The organism is Serratia nevei, assembly GCF_024160145.1.
Classification (GTDB): domain Bacteria; phylum Pseudomonadota; class Gammaproteobacteria; order Enterobacterales; family Enterobacteriaceae; genus Serratia; species Serratia nevei_A.
In genome coordinates, this window is the sequence record NZ_JAMYWQ010000021.1 from 1 (window position 1) to 16,947 (window position 16,947).

The 16,947-nt window shown below is 59.1% G+C and carries 19 protein-coding genes and 1 tRNA gene; 6 read left to right on the forward strand and 14 right to left on the reverse strand.

What is annotated here, in order from left to right:
• Positions 1-192: 192 nt before the first annotated feature.
• The 10 genes from mlaA to ccmA form a co-directional block, all read right to left on the reverse strand.
• Positions 193-951, reverse strand: coding sequence for a phospholipid-binding lipoprotein MlaA (mlaA, locus tag M6G53_RS15265; RefSeq protein ID WP_253332709.1), 759 nt, complete (start codon positions 949-951; stop codon positions 193-195).
• A gap of 28 nt (positions 952-979) precedes the next feature.
• Positions 980-2,194 (reverse strand): c-type cytochrome biogenesis protein CcmI, encoded by a 1,215-nt coding sequence (gene ccmI / locus M6G53_RS15270; protein ID WP_253332711.1) that lies wholly within the window; start codon positions 2,192-2,194, stop codon positions 980-982.
• Positions 2,194-2,661 (reverse strand): cytochrome c-type biogenesis protein, encoded by a 468-nt coding sequence (locus M6G53_RS15275; protein WP_253332715.1) that lies wholly within the window; start codon positions 2,659-2,661, stop codon positions 2,194-2,196. The genes ccmI and M6G53_RS15275 overlap by 1 nt, the downstream gene beginning before the upstream one ends.
• Positions 2,658-3,209, reverse strand: a complete 552-nt coding sequence (locus tag M6G53_RS15280; protein WP_015378623.1) for a DsbE family thiol:disulfide interchange protein — start codon at positions 3,207-3,209, stop codon at positions 2,658-2,660. Before M6G53_RS15280 ends, M6G53_RS15275 begins: the two co-directional genes overlap by 4 nt.
• A complete protein-coding gene (locus tag M6G53_RS15285) occupies positions 3,206-5,176 on the reverse strand; it encodes a heme lyase CcmF/NrfE family subunit (RefSeq protein WP_039564915.1) in 1,971 nt (656 codons plus the stop codon). The genes M6G53_RS15280 and M6G53_RS15285 overlap by 4 nt, the downstream gene beginning before the upstream one ends.
• Complete coding sequence (ccmE, locus tag M6G53_RS15290) at positions 5,173-5,667, reverse strand: cytochrome c maturation protein CcmE (RefSeq protein WP_253332717.1); 495 nt, start codon at positions 5,665-5,667, stop codon at positions 5,173-5,175. Before ccmE ends, M6G53_RS15285 begins: the two co-directional genes overlap by 4 nt.
• Positions 5,664-5,900, reverse strand: coding sequence for a heme exporter protein CcmD (gene ccmD, locus M6G53_RS15295; RefSeq protein ID WP_004936267.1), 237 nt, complete (start codon positions 5,898-5,900; stop codon positions 5,664-5,666). The genes ccmE and ccmD overlap by 4 nt, the downstream gene beginning before the upstream one ends.
• On the reverse strand, positions 5,897-6,634 hold the full coding sequence (locus M6G53_RS15300) for a heme ABC transporter permease (protein ID WP_253332719.1): 738 nt from the start codon (positions 6,632-6,634) through the stop codon (positions 5,897-5,899). The genes ccmD and M6G53_RS15300 overlap by 4 nt, the downstream gene beginning before the upstream one ends.
• A gap of 120 nt (positions 6,635-6,754) precedes the next feature.
• Entirely contained in the window at positions 6,755-7,414 is a 660-nt protein-coding gene (ccmB, locus tag M6G53_RS15305; RefSeq protein ID WP_253332721.1) for a heme exporter protein CcmB, read from the reverse strand.
• A complete protein-coding gene (ccmA, locus tag M6G53_RS15310) occupies positions 7,414-8,046 on the reverse strand; it encodes a cytochrome c biogenesis heme-transporting ATPase CcmA (RefSeq protein ID WP_253332857.1) in 633 nt (210 codons plus the stop codon). Before ccmA ends, ccmB begins: the two co-directional genes overlap by 1 nt.
• A 229-nt stretch (positions 8,047-8,275) precedes the next feature.
• On the opposite strand from ccmA, the gene M6G53_RS15315 reads away from it, so the two are divergent.
• Together M6G53_RS15315 and M6G53_RS15320 are read left to right on the forward strand one after the other, a co-directional pair.
• Positions 8,276-9,202 (forward strand): formate/nitrite transporter family protein, encoded by a 927-nt coding sequence (locus M6G53_RS15315; protein ID WP_253332723.1) that lies wholly within the window; start codon positions 8,276-8,278, stop codon positions 9,200-9,202.
• Positions 9,203-9,331: 129 nt separating this feature from the next.
• Positions 9,332-9,406: transfer RNA gene (locus M6G53_RS15320), tRNA-Arg, on the forward strand.
• A gap of 94 nt (positions 9,407-9,500) precedes the next feature.
• On the opposite strand, the gene M6G53_RS15325 is transcribed toward M6G53_RS15320, so the two are convergent.
• Both M6G53_RS15325 and M6G53_RS15330 read right to left on the reverse strand, forming a co-directional pair.
• Positions 9,501-10,775, reverse strand: coding sequence for a lactonase family protein (locus tag M6G53_RS15325; RefSeq protein WP_253332725.1), 1,275 nt, complete (start codon positions 10,773-10,775; stop codon positions 9,501-9,503).
• A gap of 20 nt (positions 10,776-10,795) precedes the next feature.
• A complete protein-coding gene (locus M6G53_RS15330) occupies positions 10,796-11,596 on the reverse strand; it encodes a helix-turn-helix domain-containing protein (RefSeq protein WP_253332727.1) in 801 nt (266 codons plus the stop codon).
• 399 nt (positions 11,597-11,995) lie between these two features.
• Here M6G53_RS15330 and M6G53_RS15335 point away from each other — a divergent pair, with 399 nt between their 5' ends.
• Positions 11,996-12,244, forward strand: a complete 249-nt coding sequence (locus M6G53_RS15335; protein WP_253332729.1) for a hypothetical protein — start codon at positions 11,996-11,998, stop codon at positions 12,242-12,244.
• Here the strand turns inward: M6G53_RS15335 and M6G53_RS15340 are convergent.
• A complete protein-coding gene (locus M6G53_RS15340; protein ID WP_253332733.1) occupies positions 12,241-12,462 on the reverse strand; it encodes a hypothetical protein in 222 nt (73 codons plus the stop codon). The genes M6G53_RS15335 and M6G53_RS15340 overlap by 4 nt on opposite strands.
• Position 12,463: 1 nt before the next feature.
• On the reverse strand, positions 12,464-13,435 hold the full coding sequence (locus M6G53_RS15345) for a hypothetical protein (protein ID WP_253332735.1): 972 nt from the start codon (positions 13,433-13,435) through the stop codon (positions 12,464-12,466).
• Positions 13,436-13,664: 229 nt separating this feature from the next.
• On the opposite strand from M6G53_RS15345, the gene M6G53_RS15350 reads away from it, so the two are divergent.
• From M6G53_RS15350 to dsdC, 3 genes are all read left to right on the forward strand, one after another.
• A complete protein-coding gene (locus M6G53_RS15350; protein ID WP_253332737.1) occupies positions 13,665-15,161 on the forward strand; it encodes a helix-turn-helix transcriptional regulator in 1,497 nt (498 codons plus the stop codon).
• Positions 15,162-15,295: 134 nt separating this feature from the next.
• Complete coding sequence (locus M6G53_RS15355; protein ID WP_253332739.1) at positions 15,296-15,547, forward strand: CsbD family protein; 252 nt, start codon at positions 15,296-15,298, stop codon at positions 15,545-15,547.
• Between the two features lie 462 nt (positions 15,548-16,009).
• Positions 16,010-16,939, forward strand: coding sequence for a DNA-binding transcriptional regulator DsdC (gene dsdC, locus M6G53_RS15360; protein WP_253332741.1), 930 nt, complete (start codon positions 16,010-16,012; stop codon positions 16,937-16,939).
• Positions 16,940-16,947: the final 8 nt, after the last annotated feature.

Here is a 16,947-nt window from a genome sequence, read left to right on the forward strand (position 1 = left end):
TGCGGACTTCATCGTGGCGCGGGTAACGCAGTGTTACCCATCAGACGCCGTATAGATTTAAGCAAGCCCATCATAAATCAAAATCGGTGTTGCAAAAACGGGGGTGACCATAGATTTTTTTTTTGCCCACCGTTTGCCGCCGGCATAAAAAAACCCGCCTGACGGCGGGCTTGCACGAGATACAGCCAGAGATTACTGCGAGTCGATTTCGTCCAACTCGCCCTGAATCGCTTTGGCGTTCGGGTTCTCTTCCGGCTTGAGCGAGCCGCCGTTGGCAATGAAATCGTGGCGCTGGAAGTAAGCCTCGCGCACCATGACGTAAGGATCGGAGGAATTGCGCAGCAGGCCGTCGGAATCCAGCAGCTGGGCGCGGGTTTCGATCCCCTCGACCACCCATTTGCCCGCCGACATCCAGAAGGTCAGGTAGCTCAGCATCGGATACAGCGTATCCGCAAAATCGCCGCCTTCGTCACGCAGGGTAAAGCTGCCGTAGCCCGGCAGCATCACATACGGGCCGTAACCCACATCGTAATGGCCCAGCGTGCTGCCGAAACGGTTCGGTTCTTCACGCGCCAGTTTCGGGTTGGCCATGCCGGCCACGTCGATCAGGCCCCCCATCCCGAGCAGGGTATTCAGGAAGAAACGGTTGAAGTGAATCATCCCGCGGTAAGGATCGCCCTTCAGGAAGGCGTTGACCATGCTGGCCGGCTCTTCCAGGTTGGAGGTGAAGTTACTGATGCCGTTACGCGCCGGCATCGGCACATAGTCGCGCCAGGCCACCGCAACCGGACGCAGGATATAAGGATCCAGGACGTTGTAGTTGAAATCGAACATCGTCCGGTTAAACCCTTCCAGCGGATCGGAACGCCCTTGCGGCTCATTGTCTGGCGCGCTGGCACAGCCCACCAGTAATACCGTTGCGAATGCCACCCCAGTCAGGCGAAAATTCATATTTTTCTCCATAAAAACACGTTCGGTCTTATTTTTCAGCGACCTGCTTGTTTATCTGAACGCTAACCTGCTCTTTACCGCTGAATCGCTGCAGCGAGCTTTCGCCGAACCAGTCCCCTGGCTGCGGCGTGGCCAATCCGTCCTGCGAGAGGCGCACACGCACCTGCACCTGATGCTGCGCCGAGAGTAAGCGCTCGGGCATCATGGCGTTGCTGTCATCCAAAGAGAAAGACAGCGGGAAACGGCTCAGCGGCAATTGCTTTACCGCGACCGGCACCGGGCTGACGCCGTCGGTGACCGAAATGACCAGCGTCCCCTGCGGCGGCATGGCTTTCGCCGCGAGCGGAGACAGCGATACGGTCACATTCAGTTTAACAGTTTCTTCGCCCGCCTGAATTTTTGCTTGTGCAATACTGCGCTTTATCACTTCCGCGCGCGGATCGTTGGCCGGCAACAGCTGTAGCATCACCTGCCAGGCGCCGATCGCCTGCTTGAAATCTCCCTGTTCGAAGGCATTGAACGCCAGCAGGCTCAGCACCCGCGGATCGCCGTGATTTTCCGCGATCATGCGCCGCAGCAGCTGCGTCGCCTGCTTGTTATCCTCCGGATCGTTGGAGCGCGTCAAGACCTCGGCATAGCCGAGCCGCACTTCCAGACTATTCGGATCCAATTGATAAGCATGGGCAAATGCCTGCGTAGCGGTGGTGGCGTTGTTGAGCGCCATGCCAACGCGCCCCAGCATCATCCAGTCGTTGACGTTGCGATCGTCCTGCTGCAGCGCGGTGCGCAGCCCCAGCCCGAGGCGGGCAATCTCTTCCATGCTCAGCGGTTTGGCGCGCTCATTGGCGACTCGCTCACGCAATTCCGGCATTTGCGCCTGCACCAGACGCCAGTCCAGCACCTGCGCCAGCCCGCCGGTTTTCAGATAAAAGCCAACGGTCACCGCCAGCAATAACAGCACGCCCGGCACCAGCGCCCAGCGATTGATCGGCTTCGCCTGCGCCGCCTGCTCGGCCGGGATGTCGTTCAACAGGTTTTGTTGCAGTTCTTTCACCAGTTCAGGGCGCTCGGCCACCACGCCCTGCTGCTCGTCCTGCTCCAGCTCGCTGAGGCGATCCTGATAAAACGCCTTGTTCAACGCATCGCGCGTGGCGGCGCTCTGCTTGCCGTGGCGCATCGCCGGCACTACCAGCAGCGCGGCGGCGCCGGCCAGCAATACGCAAATAATCAGCCAAAAAGCCATTAGGGTTTCTTCCTGTCAGTCTCGTGCAACAGCGCCGCCAGGCGCTGCCGCTCCCGTTCGGAGAATTCATCGTCCACCGCCGCGCCAGGCCGGCGCCGGGTGCGCAGGATCACCACCGCCCCGCCGATCAGCACGAACAGCAGCGGGCCGACCCACAAGATCAGCGTCGCCGGCGTTACCGGCGGTTCGTAGGTGACGAAGTTGCCGTAGCGCGCCACCATGTAGTCGATGATCTGCTGCTTGCTTTGCCCCTGCATCATCAGCTCGTACACCTTGGTGCGCATGTCGGCGGCGATGATGGCGTTGGAATCGGCAATGCTGTTGTTTTGGCATTTCGGGCAGCGCAGCTGTTCGGTCAACTCGCGATACTGCTGCTCCTGCTCGACGGAGTTGAAGCGATAGGTATCGATCGCCGCAGCGGCGCTCCAGCACAGCAGCGCGCCGAACAGCAGGACAATCAGCCTCATGCTTCACCCCCGTATTTTTTGTACAGCGGCAACACTTCCTGCTGCCAGACGCGCTCATTCATGTCGCCGGCGTGGCGATAGCGAATAATCCCCTGGCCGTCGATAAGGAAGGTTTCAGGCGCACCGTACACCCCGAGATCCAACCCCAGCATGCCGTCGCCGTCGTACAGGCTGAGGGCATAGGGATTGCCGAGGGAATTGAGCCAGGTCACCGCCTTGGCGCGATCGTCTTTGTAGTTCAGGCCGACTACCCGCACGCCGCGCGCCGCCAGCGTATTAAGATACTGATGTTCCGCGCGGCAGGTCGGGCACCAGGTGGCCCAGACGTTGAGCAAGATTGGCTTGCCGTCGCGCAGCACCGCCTGATCGTAGGTTTTGCCGGGCTGATCCAGCGATTCCAGCCTGAAGGTCGGCACCGGTTTGCCGATCAGCGCCGACTCCAGCATGGTCGGATCTTCGCCGCCGGCGTTGCGCGTCAGCTGCACCATCAGCGCCGCCACCAGCAGCAGGAAGAGGACCAATGGGATAAACAGCAGCTTACGCTTCATGGTTGCGCCTCCAGTTTGCCTTCGCGCTTGAGTTTTTTGCTCATGCGATAACGCGGATCGAGAATGCACAGCAGGCCGCCGATCGCCATAAAGACCCCGCCGAACCAAATCCAGCGTACGAAGGGTTTGTAATACAGGCGCACCGCCCAGGAGCCGTCCTCCAGCTCCTCGCCCAGCGCCGCGTACAGATCGCGGCTGAAACCGCCGTCGATCGCCGCTTCGGTCATCATGCTGCGCGCCACGCTGTAGTAGCGTTTCTCCGCGTGCAGCGTCGCCTCCGGCTTGCCGTTGCGCGTGACGTCGATGATGCCGACGCCGCCGCTGTAGTTCGGGCCGCGAATGTCGTGCACGTCGCGGAACACGAAATGATAGTTGTGGATATCCACGCTGTCGCCGGCTTTCATCCGCACGTCGCGCTCCACGCTGTAGTTCTGGCTGAAGGCGATGCCGATCACCGTCACCGCCACGCCGAGGTGGCCGAGCACCATGCCCCAGTGGCTGCGGGACAGCTGGCGCAGGCCGCGCCAGAAACCGTGACGGTGGGTAGCGCGCTCATGCAGCTCCATCAGCGTCAGGATGATCACCCACAGCGCCATGATCAGGCCCACCACCGTCATGCCGGCGATGCTGTCCTGCAGCAGCCACGGCAGCAGGATTGACAGCACCAGCGTCGCCAGCAGCGCCACGCCGAGGCGGCGCCACAGCTTGCTCGGCTCATCGCGGCGCCAGCGCACCAGCGGGCCGATGCCCAACAGCAGCGCCAGCGGTGCCATCAGCCAGGTGAACATGGTGTTGAAGAACGGCTCGCCGATCGAGATGCTGCCCAGCCCCAGCTGTTTGTGTACCAGCGGCAGCAGCGTGCCCAACAGCACCACCAGCATGGCGGCGATCAGCAGCACGTTGTTGCCCAGCAGGAAGGTCTCGCGCGAGAAGGTCTCGTGCTGCACCCGGCTGCGCACCTGGCCGCCCTTGACCGCGTACAGCAGCAGCGAACCGCCGATCACGATCACCAGATAGGCGAGGATAAACATGCCGCGCGCCGGATCGGAGGCGAAGGAGTGCACCGAGACCAGCACGCCGGAACGCACCAGGAAGGTGCCCAGCAGGCACAGCGAGAAGGCGGTGATCGCCAGCAACACCGTCCAGGCTTTGAACGTGCCGCGTTTCTCGGTCACCGCCAGCGAATGCATCAGCGCGGTGCCGGCCAGCCACGGCATAAAGGAGGCGTTTTCCACCGGATCCCAGAACCACCAGCCGCCCCAGCCCAGCTCATAGTAGGCCCAGGCCGATCCGAGCACGATGCCGAGCGTGAGGAACACCCAGGCGGCGGTGGTCCAGGGGCGCGACCAGCGCGCCCAGGCGGTATCGAGCCGGCCGGCCATCAGCGAGGCGATGGCGAAGGCAAAGGCCACCGAGAAGCCGACATAGCCCATATACAGCAGCGGCGGGTGGAAAATCAGGCCGATATCCTGCAGCAGCGGATTGAGATCGCTGCCGTCGATCGGAAAATTCGGCAGCGTGCGGGTGAACGGGTTGGAGGTCATGATAATGAACAGCAGGAAACCGGCGGTGATCATCCCCATCACCGACAGCACCCGCGCCACCGCGTCCTGCGGCATCGCCCGGCTGCACAACGCCACCGCCAGCGACCAACAGCTCAGCAGCAGCACCCACAGCAGCAGCGACCCCTCATGCGCCCCCCAGGTGGCGGCGATGCGGTAATACACCGGCAGTTGGGTATTGGAGTTGGTGGCCACGTAGGCGACGGTAAAATCGTTGACCACGAAGGCGTGCACCAGGCACAGGAACGCCAGCGCAATCGCGGCGAACATGCCGTAGGTCAGTGGGCGGGCTACCGCCATCATGCGGCTGTCTTGCCGCGCCGCGCCCCACTGCGGGTAAATGCTCAGCAACAGCGCGATCGCCAGCGCCAGGCACAGCAGAAAACTGCCCAGTTCCGGCATCATGACTTGGCGCCCTCCGCCTGCGGCGCGCTATACGCCTGCGCCGGGCCTTTGTGGTTCTCTTTCATCGCGTCGGCCACTTCCGGCGGCGTGTATTTCTCGTCGTGTTTGGCCAGCACTTCGCGCGCATTGACCACGTTGCCCTCGCCCAGCACGCCCTGCGCCACCACGCCCTGCCCTTCGCGGAACAGGTCCGGCAGAATGCCGGTGTAGGTCACGCCGATCGCGCCGCGCGCGTCGTAAATCTTGAAGCTGACCTGCAGCGTGTTGGGATCGCGTTTCACCGAGCCGGGCATCACCATGCCGCCGATGCGCAGCCGCTGGCCGACCTCGGGCTTCTCATGATTTTCGCCTTTGCCCTGCAGGATTTCACCCGGGGTATAGAACAGATCGATGTTGGAGCGCAGCGCGTACAGCATCAGGGTCGCGGTCAGCGCGATGCCGATCAGCACGACGATCGCCAGATAAAGGCGGCTTTTACGACGTGGATTCACAATGATTTCTCCCGCGGTGCGGCGGATTTTTGTTTTGATTGTTGCGCATGGCGAATGCGCCGCTCGCGCGCCTGACGGCGGCCGATCTCGGCGAGCAACTGCCGCCGTTGCCAGACGGTGTGCGCCACCAGCCCCAACAGCGAAATCAGCGTGGCGGCGACCGCCAGCCAAACATAGAAGGCGTAACCGCCCATGGCGAAAAACGCCGACCAGGAATCGAACGCGGCATTCATGACTGACGCTCCTTATTCACCAGCCCGGCGACCCACGGGCGCTGGCGCTCCTGGAACAGGATCAGATTGCGCAGGCGCATCAGCGTCAGCGTGACGAACAGCAGCAGGTAACCGAGGATCGCCCAGCGCAGCGGGGTGCGCATGCTTGGCGCGATCGACTGCTGCATATTGGTCGAGCCCTGATGCAGCGTATTCCACCATTCGACCGAAAAATGGATGATAGGGATATTCACCACACCCACCAGCACCAGAATGCCGGCGGCACGGCCCGCCAGGCGGCGGTCTTCAAAGGCGTGGTACAGCGCGATGACGCCCATATAAAGGAACAGCAGCACCAGCTCGGAGGTCAGACGCGCATCCCACACCCACCAGGTGCCCCACATCGGCTTGCCCCAGGCGGAGCCGGTCACCAGCGCGATAAAGGTGAACACCGCGCCGATCGGCGCCATCGCCGCCACCACGGTATCGGACATTTTCATCTGCCACACCAGGCCGATAAACGCCGCCACCGCCATCGAGGCGTAGATGCCCATCGACCACATGGCCGCCGGCACGTGAATATAAATGATGCGGAAGCTGTCGCCCTGCTGATAATCCTTCGGCGCGAAACCAAAGCCCCATGCCCAGCCAAGCAGCAGACAGGCCGCCGCCGCCAGCCCCAGCCAGGGGACAAAGCGGCCGCAGACGTGATACAGCCGCTCAGGCCGCGCCAGTTGATGTAACCATTTCCACATTGTCGTCAGTGCTCACGGTAATTTTTATGCGTCGGCCGCCACGAGCGATCGAAACGGCGAAAATCTTCTGCGGGGTACGCTCTTGTCGGCCTTGCCCCGTCTGTTCATTCAATCAGTTAGCTAGTGCACGCTCACCCGCAGCGCCGCCGCGGTGGCAAACGGTGCCAATGTCACGCTGCCCGCCAGCATCGCGCCCAGTATCGCCAGGTACCCGTCGATCGGCATGCCCATCGAGGCGGCGTCGATCGCGCCGGTGGCGAAGATCAGCACCGGGATATACAGCGGCAGCACCAGCAGGCTGAGCAGCACGCCCCCTTTGCGCAGACCGACGGTCAACCCCACGCCAATAGCGCCGATCAGGCTCAGCGTCGGCGTGCCGAGCAGCAGCGTCCCCGCCACCGCCAGCCAGGTCTGCATATCGAGCGACAGCAGCAGCGCCACCAGCGGCGACAGGATCAGCAGCGGCAGCCCCGTCACCACCCAGTGAGCACACACTTTGCCCAGCACCGTCATCGGCAGCGGCGTCGGCAGCAGCAACAGCTGCTCCAGCGAGCCGTCGAGGAAATCGTCGCGAAACAGCCGCTCCAGCGACAGCAGCGCGGCCAGCAGCGCCGCCACCCACACGATGCCCGGCGCAATGCGCGCCAGCAGCTGTGGCTCCGGGCCAATCCCCAACGGAAACAGCGTGATCACAATCAGGAAAAACCACAGCGGGTTGACGATCTCCGAACCTTTACGGCAGGCGATCTTCAGTTCGCGGCGCACCAGGGTCAAAAACATCACAGGCTCCCCGCGTCGTGTTCCGCCAAACGAACTTTACCCACCGCTTGGCTGACGCCGGCCAAATCCTGATGGGTGGTCAACAATACCATGCCGCCCCGCTGCGCATGTTGTTCAAAAAGGCTAATCAACTCGGCGACGCCCTGTTTGTCGATCGCCGTTAGCGGCTCATCGAGGATCCACAGCGGCGCCGCGCTGAGCCACAGCCGCGCCAGCGCCACGCGCCGCTGCTGCCCGGCGGAAAGCTGCGCCACCGGCAGATCCTCGTAACCCACCAGCCCGACCTGTTCCAGGGCGCGCCAGATGGCCGGATGATCGGCCGCACCGCGCATCGCCTGATAAAACTGCAGATTTTCGAAGGGCGTCAATACGGCTTTGATGCCGGGTTGATGGCCGATAAACAGCAAATCCTGCTGATAGGCCGCGCGATCGCGCAGCGTGTTGCGCCCGCGCCAGCACACCTCGCCGCCGTCCGGCCGCGCCAGGCCGGCGAGAATACGCAGCAAACTGGTCTTGCCCGCACCGTTCGGCCCTTCTACCTGAATGATATCGCCCGGCTGAACTGAGAAGCTTAGCTCGCTAAACAGGATGCGCTCATCGCGCACGCAACTCAGACTTTTGGCTTCCAGCATCGGGGAACTCATATTTTTCTTTGGGATAGCGAATCATAGCATAAGCCTTTCCCCGCACGCAGCCCGCGGCGGGCGCGCCGACGGGCCAATATGGCGAGCAGGATCAAGAATGCGTGGAAAAAATCGGCGGATTTTAACTCTTGTTACCTTTTTCTGTCTTTCGCCGCATTTAGGCCGGGCAACTACGCTTAATGACGTGACCTCACCCTTATTGAGCAGGAGCGACAGCATGACCGAACAGCAACGCCAGGAGCACGATCCGGATGAGACGATGCAGGTAGAGAGCGAGGAGCAGGAACAGGGCAAGCGCGAAATCGAAGTCAGGGAAGAGAATCTGCCGTCGCGCGCGGCGGCGGTGCATGAACAGATCCGGATGGAAGGCGAAAAAGAGCTGGAACGCGACGGGCTGGCGCTGCTGTGGTCGGCGATCGCCGCCGGGCTGTCGATGGGCGCCTCGCTGGCGGCAAAAGGCATTTTCCACGCCCGCCTGCCGGACGATCCCAGCCGCTTTTTCATCGAGAACCTCGGCTACACCTTCGGTTTCATCATTGTCATCATGGCGCGCCAGCAGTTGTTTACCGAAAATACCGTCACAGCGGTATTGCCAATCATGCATAAGCCCACGCCGCGCAACCTGCTGATCCTGCTGCGCCTGTGGGGCGTGGTGCTGCTCGGCAACCTGATTGGCACCGGGCTGGCGGCGCTGGCGTTTACCCATATGCCGCTGTTCGACGCCGAAACGCGCGGCGCCTTCGTCAGCCTGGGCGAAGAGGTGATGCGCCATACGCCGGGGGAAATGTTCGCCAACGGCATCCTGGCCGGCTGGATCATCGCCACCATGGTGTGGATGTTCCCGGCCGCCGGCGCGGCGAAAATCTGGGTGATCGTGCTGATGACCTACCTGGTGGCAATTTGCGATTTGACCCATATCGTGGTCGGTTCGGTCGAGATCCTGTATCTGGTGTTCAACGGCGCGATTGGCTGGCAAGCATTCATTTACCCGTTCGCTCTGCCGACGCTAGCGGGCAACATCATCGGCGGCACCTTTATCTTTGCGCTGATAAGCCACGCGCAGATCCGCAACGATTTGAGCACCAAAAAACAGGCCGCGCGTCGGCAAGAGGAAAAACGGCGCCACGGCGGGGGAAAACCGTGATCGCGATCGGTTAGCCGAGGAAATTTCGGCGTGAAATGGCGAGGTATTGAGCAAACGCGCCGCTAAGCGCTTATTCTGCGGGTAAAAAAAGGTATAATGCCCCGGCAGCTTCAGTTGTCGGTCCGCAGCGTCCCCGTAGTTAAACGGATATAACAAGCCCCTCCTAAGGGCTAGTTACTGGTTCGATTCCAGTCGGGGACACCATTCTTTCTTATCATGCCATTCCCCATCATCTGCACCTGCAATCCGCCCCTTTCCCCTGTTCAGGTCCGATTGTCGCCGAGCGTTATAATTGGCATTAATTAAAAAACTTAATATCCGTCGGAGTAGACACCGTCGCGGCCTTTCCCCTTGCTTGCAACTCGCCCTTCTCATCGTCGAAAGCGAACAGCGTCACGCTATTGGTGAATACATTCGTCACATAGAGATGGTTGCCGTCGGCATCGAAAGCGAGCGCACGCGGCTCAATACCGCCGGCCTCATAGCGCGTCGGCACGCCAGGCAGACCGTCCCTGCCTATTTTTAATACCAGCAGGTGGTTATCGGTACCGCGATTGGTGGCAATAAGATATCTGCCGCTCGGGCTCAGGATAATGGCCCCACCGCTTTTCGCCTCCGCTGAATCGAGGCCGCCGTTCAGTTCCACTTTCCCTTGCCGCGTCAATCGATTGTCGTTAACGGCAAACGCCTCGAGCTCGCCCGCCATTTCGGTGATGACATAGGCATAGTCGCCTGCCGGCGAGAACACCATGTGCCTTGGGCCGGTGCCAGGCGCAAAGGCCACGTCTCGCGAAGCATCCGCCTGCAACGGCTGCGCGTTATCCGAACGATAGCGGTAGGCGTGCAGCTTATCGCCACCGAGATCCGCCGCGTACAGGTAGTTGCCATCGCGACTGAAGGTGGTTGAGTGCGCATGGCCGCCTTCCTGACGCCCCTGCACGGCGCCGGAGCCGGGGTTAAACGGATAATGCTGCACGCATTCTCCCAGCGTGCCGTCACTGCGAATCGGCAATACCGCCACCCCCGCGCCGCCTTTGGCAACGGAGTAATTGGCGACAAACAGAAACTTGCCGTCCGGGCTGAGGGTGGCATGCGTCGGCTGCCTACCCGCGCTGCTCACCGTATTCAGCACCCGTACGGCACCTGCTTGGTCCAGGGCCAAGGCGGTCACCCTTCCCGCGTCCTCTTCATTAGTGACATAGGCGAAACGGCCATTGCGAGATTTTACGATCCACGACGGGCTTTTCATTTTAATCACGTCGAGCGCGGTTAACGTGCCGTCGCCGTTTACCGCCAGACGATAAAGTCCTTCGCTGGGGCGTATCCGTTTTTGCACGGCCGGCGCATCAGGAATATGGGTCCAGGTGCCGACTAACGCGATTTGATGCTGTTCCCGATTATTTGCCATCGCATTTCCTGAAAACATGAAGAGCGTTAATGCCAGCGCTAATTGAATGGCCTGCCAGCCTACACCTTTAACGTTCAGTCTACCAAAGGCAGGCAACGTTAAAGGTAGCATAAAGAGCGCGCGGCGGTGTTTATTAATCGAGCCAGAGGGTTTATCTATACTCATGATGTCTCCTTTCCTCAACACTACACCACGGGAATAAGTATATCGACATTGATAACCTTGCTGTTTAAATGCTCATACCTATATAACTCGATAAAAAAGCTTTCCCTCATTTTGACATTAATGGCCGGCAGATGGGCGTCATAGATGCCCTCAAAAAAGGTAATATACTCAGGCAGCTCCCCTATAAAGGGAATGACAATGTATTTCCCCATGGGTATATAGAAGTTAAATATGGAATGAAAAACCTCTTGCTCCTTGCTATGAGAATGCCATTTGCTCCCTCTGTTTTTTTCCACATTATAAGCAGCCCTATTTTTGTTTAGCCATCTGTCATTAGTCTGTGCGATATCGCTGGCATCCCTGTACTTCCTGACGGAGTGGAAAATCAATGCCTTGTACTGCTTTAACATCTCGATGTCATCCGGCATGACCGTATGATAAAAATAAGGTTTATTGTCGCTGCCATACGGTGGAATCTGGGTGGAGAAATCCCATCCCCGGCTGTTCCTAAAGCTGTTGGGCGTTTCGCCAAAGAAACGTTTGAATGCCCGCGTGTAGCATTGCTGAGAAGCAAACCCGGATGCCAGGGCGACATCCAATATGTTCCCTTGATGCTGTTTGAGCAAGACAGCAGACCGGCTCAGCTTTCTGTTCCTGATATAAGTCCCGAGCGTCATGCCAAAATAATGCTTAAACAATCGTTGCAAATGCCATTTTGAATAACCAGAGATAACGGAAACTTTCTCAACAGAAAGCCCCTCTATAATATTTTTCTCCATATACTCCAGAACTTGCAAAAGAATATCTTTTCTATAATCCATACGCACTCCTTCCCTTTATAAAATCCGTGTCCTTTTCATTAAAATCGTTAACCAACCAAACCAAGTCATTAAGACTAATCCTAAAAAAAATCACCCTGCCAATTCAATTTTTATGAAGTATGGAAAGCCGTCGTATAAATAACTGAAAATGATCATGTTATATAAATCCACCTGCGAAAAATCCGTGAATAAAAAATGCGCCATGCAAAGTGCATCCATTAAAGATGCACTTGCCCCGCCAGGGTGAATCACACTTTATGTTAATTGTTTTATCTTAAAGTGTTTTTTTACGCCCCACTGACATGGCCAAATAGGAATTTCATCATCACAAATTAAATCGTATTTTATTGCTTGGCCGATTGATAAAATGATTGAGCCGCATACGAAAAAGTATGAACAATGGCGAAGGAAGATGCGGTGGATAAGCGCAAGGCCTTAACCTCGGGCCCGATAATCACAGTTCGTCATAGAGAGTTTCTGTTTTATCTTTTCCCGCACGGTGAAAAATCGACGTTTCAACAAACCTTGTTTGATGGCCTATTTTCCCTCCATGTCAATTGGAGCGCCACTTGTGCCACGCTTTATTGCCCAGGCGCAGCAAAAAGCCCGGCTCGCAAAGCCGGGCTTTTCATTCAACGGGCTGATTAATCGGCCAGATTGTCGATCTCTGCGGATCTGTGCTTACGCAACAGATACAGCAGCAAAGACACCCGCCGTTCGGTACGTTCCGGGGTATCCGCCGGCAGGTGGTAGCGCAGGGTATAGCGCTCGTTGTTCTCGTTGCAAAAATCGATGACGAGCACGGGAGCAGAGGCCCCGGCGACTTTTCGATAATTCAGCGAGATGCACGACAGGTTTTTTTTCATCTCAACTTACCGCGAGGGTGCGGCGGGTTGATTCGGCAATCCGCCCCACGCCGGCGCTCAGCGCGGCGCCCAACAGCAGTACCAACAGCGATCCCCACGCGGCGCGCGACAGCTGTTTAGCCGCTTCATCGGCCGCTGCACGCGCTTTCTGCTCGGCCTCAGCCTTGAGTTTCTCCACTTTCTGCACCGCCTGCTGGTAAGCCTGAGCGTAGTTATCGACGATTTGGCTCGCTTCATCACGGCTCTTGCCGGTGCGCGCCGCAACGATATTCACCAGCGCATCCTTATCGGCCGCGCTCAACGTCGGCTCACCGGACTGTTTGACGCGGTCGAACCACTGCTTGAGCTCGGAGGCGGCCCGCGCCGGATCGGCCGCCGCGTCCATGGCCGATTGCTTGCCGTCGGCGGTCGCCCTATCGGCCTTCTGTTCCAACCGAGCCGGATCCAATTCCGGCTTGCCGGTCTGCTTGAGCGTGACGTTCAACTGGTTTTCCAAGCTTCCCCAGTCAAGGCTGATGCCCTTTTTATCCAGCTGTTGCTTGAGACCTTCGCCCACGTTTGGCGCAGCCGCCGCCAGGCCGCTGCCCGCCAGCGAAAGCCCTTTGCCCACCGCGCTGCCCGCCAGCCCCACCACGCCACTCGCCAATGAAACCACCAGCCAGGTGGTCAGCAAGGTGGTGATCGCCCAGCTCAGCAGGCCATGCAAGCCGCCGCGATTCGGTGCGGTGCGGCCGGCGACGAACGCGCCTGCGGCCAGCGAGGCCAGCGTTGAAACCAGCAGCCAGATCCCGGTGCCGGTGCCAAAGCCGCTCAGCGGGTTGCCCTTTTGCATCATATCCACGGCCTGGGCACCGACAGCCGTACCCAGCACGCTGAAGATCAGATAAGTCACCAGCGCCACGGCACTCCCGGCCAATATCGAGCCCCATGACACCTGAAACGCCAAGCGATTTGATTCATAGACAGTGGTCATCGTTGTTCCTTATATTTTCTGGACAAGTGATTGCACGCACGGCGGATAACCGCGCAGACGAATCCAGTCTGCCGCGCGGCGTCGTCGGCCGTCCCGGTTCATTTGCGCCAGAATGACTAGTGCATTCACACCCTGCGAATACGCACGTTATGCACTAAGCTGCTCAGCGAGTAGCGTAACCCGCGGCCCCCGTCAGAGGCCGCTCCCCCTTCTGTCTAGCGGAGAGCACATGAACCCATCCGTCCTGGCCAGCGAAACCCACCGCGGCCACCTGCAGCAAATCATCTCCAGCTTGTCCGACGGCGTGATCCTGACGGATACCGATCAAACGCTGCTCTGGGCCAACGAAGCCGCGTTGGCCATGCATGGCGTGAGCCACCAGAAAGCCCTGGGGGGCAATGCCGCCGAGTACGCGACGCGGTTTGCCCTGCGCTATCGCAACCATCACCCGTTGGCGCTGGAACAGTACCCGCTGAACCGGATTGCCGATGGCGAAACCTTCACCGATGTGGTGGTGGAGGTTCGGCAGGTCGACGATCCGGACAGCTTCTGGGTGCACCGCCTGCGCAGCCTGATTATCACCGATGCGCAGGGGCAGCCGGAGCTGCTGGCGCTGATCCTGAGCGACGCGACGGAGTGGGCCAGCGCCGAACAGCGCTTTGAAAAAACCTTCAACGCCAATCCGGCGCCGGCGGTCATTTGTCGGCTAAGCGACCTGCGTTACGTCAAGGTCAATCAGGGGTTCCTCGATATGACCGGTTACCCGCGTGAACAGGTCATGGGGCGTTCGGTTTATGAACTCGACGTTTTGGAACAGGCTGAGCACAAAGAGCTGGCGATTCAGCGCCTGGGGGAAGGCGCTACCATTCCGCAGATGGAGGCCGAGCTGAAACTGCCCGGTGGCGGAAGCAAGCTGGTAGTGGTTGCCGGCCAACCGCTGGAGATCAATGAAGACGACTGCATGCTGTTCACTTTTACCGATCTCGAACCCCGGCGTCAGGCGGAATCGGCGCTGCGGGAAAGCGAAGAGCGGTTCGCCAAGGCATTTCGCCTCAGCCCGGTGCCAACGTTGTTGTGTACCGCGCACGAGCGACGCGTGCTGGACGTCAACGAAGCTTTCGCCCGTACCACCGAGTTCGACGCCGAAGCCTTGATCGGCAAGACGGTTGACGAGATCCAATTTATTGACGATCCCGAGGCTAACCGCCGTTTGTTTGCCGCACTGGAAAAAAGCGGCAACGTCGAAGGGCTGGACATCCGGGTGCGCAAGCAAGGGAACGAGCTGATCGACTGCGTGGCCTCGGCGGATGCCGTCAGCATTCACAATGCGCCCTGCTACCTGCTGGTGCTTATGGACATTACCGAACGCAAGCGCTCGGAGCTGGAGCTGGTGAGCGCCATCGAAGAAGTGATGCAGGACGCCTCCTGGTTCAGTCAAACCTTGATTGAAAAACTGGCCAACGTGAAAAGCATCAACCGGCCCGATCAGACCGGATTTAACGCCAGCGATCTCACGCCGCGCGAGCGCGATGTACTGGAATTGATTTGCGAGGGGCTGCCGGACAAGAAAATCGCGGCGCGTCTCAATTTGGCGCTCAACACCATTCGCAACCATGTCGCGACGGTCTATTCCAAACTTGGCGTGCATAGCCGCAGCGAAACCATCGTCTGGGCCAGAGCGCGCGGGCTGTTTACCGGCGGGCCGGCCGCCAGGAACGGCAAGTAGCCTGCAAATGCACTATCCGCACCGATGCAAACGCCCCTTATAGGCACGGAGTGAAGTGCATAACATGGGGGTGCAAATGCAGGCTTTCGCCCTGTGCGCAAACCAACCGGATCGAACCTAAGGAGTGCATCATAATGAACAGCGAAAAAGCCAATGGCATGATAGACAAAGTGGCGGGAAAAGCGCAGGAACTGGCGGGCGACGTCACCGGCAACGAACGTTTTCAGGCCGAAGGCACCACGCGCTATGCAGCAGGCGTGCTGCAAGAAAAATACGGCGACGCCCTGAGCTGCGCCGGCAGCATGATCAAGAAAAACCCCCTCGCCGCATTAGCCCTCATTGCCGGCGCAGGCCTGTTGACCGGCCTGCTGCTGCGCCGCCGTTGATGCGCGCCGACGAGCAAACCGCCTTTCCCTGAATGCCGCGCCCGGTGAGTAACCTCCGGGCGCGGTCCTCTGGGCCAAAGAGCAAACGTAGCGAGTACGCAATCTTATCGATTTATTCATCCGTTGCGCCGGCCATGATGATTAACGGGTACTCCGCGTCGTCACCACGGCGGATTATTATGGCTAAGCCGTTATCTCCCTTATTAGATACGTATATTTATCGTTCAGGTTGTCGCATGCCGCCTTTACTCACCGTATTATATTCACCCTATTCCTGATTATCCCCCCCCTCTCAATCAACGCACCCGGCGGCTGTTATTTCCGGTTTTTATACACGCCATCGGCTTACCATCAACATAGCTAAAACCGTCAGTTTAAAAACCGCCCCTATCAGTCAACCTGAGTTTATCCCCCACCTCATTAGATGTTAACATTGGCCTATTATGCGCACGGAGAAATAGCATGTTCCCCAGTAAAAAACATTCACAGCGGGCCACCCCGCTGACCAGCTATCAATTTTCCCGGCTGCATACTTTCGAATGCGTCGCCCGCCATTTATCTTTTGCGCTGGCGGCGCAAGAATTGTCGATCACCCCCAGCGCCGTAAGCCACCGCATTAATTTGCTCGAAAAGGAGTTGGGTTTTCTGCTATTTCAGCGTTTTCATCGCAGAATAACCCTGACGCCGGAGGGCGAGCGCATGCAATGGGCGCTGGACAGCTCCTTCAACACGCTGAATCAGGAAATTCTGGACATCAAAAATCGCGAGCTGACGGGGACATTGACCCTCTATTCGCACCCCTCCCTGGTACAATGCCTGCTGCTGCCGCGCATCGGCGACTTTATCGCCCAGCACCCCACCATTCACCTCAACATTCTGACCGGGCAGGAGATCATCAACCTGGCCAACCGCGGCGTGGACTTGGCGATGTACTTCGGCAAACTGCCCTCAGGGCGGCATCTGGACGAGGCCTTTATGCAGGAATCGATGGTGCCGATCTGCACGCCGCAGTACGCCGCCGCGCATGGCCTGTACGAAGCGCCGGAAAACCTGGCCCACTGCACGCTGCTGCACGATCGCTACAACTCCGGCGAAGACGAATGGCAAACCTGGTCGCAACACTTTGCGCTGGGGCTGGATACCGACAGCAAAAGCATGGAGTTCGACCGATCCGATCTCGCGGTGCTGGCCGCCACGCGGCACCTTGGCGTCGCCATGGGGCGGCTCAATCTGGTGCAGGACTGGATCAAAAGCGGCGAGCTGATCATTCCGTTCACCGACATGACCGTGCCCTGCGAGCACTGCTATTTTACCTCGACCATCTCCGAGCGGCAGTGGCCGAAAATCCTCGCGTTTAAGCAGTGGATCATGAAAATCGCCCCTCTGGTCTGACGGCCAGA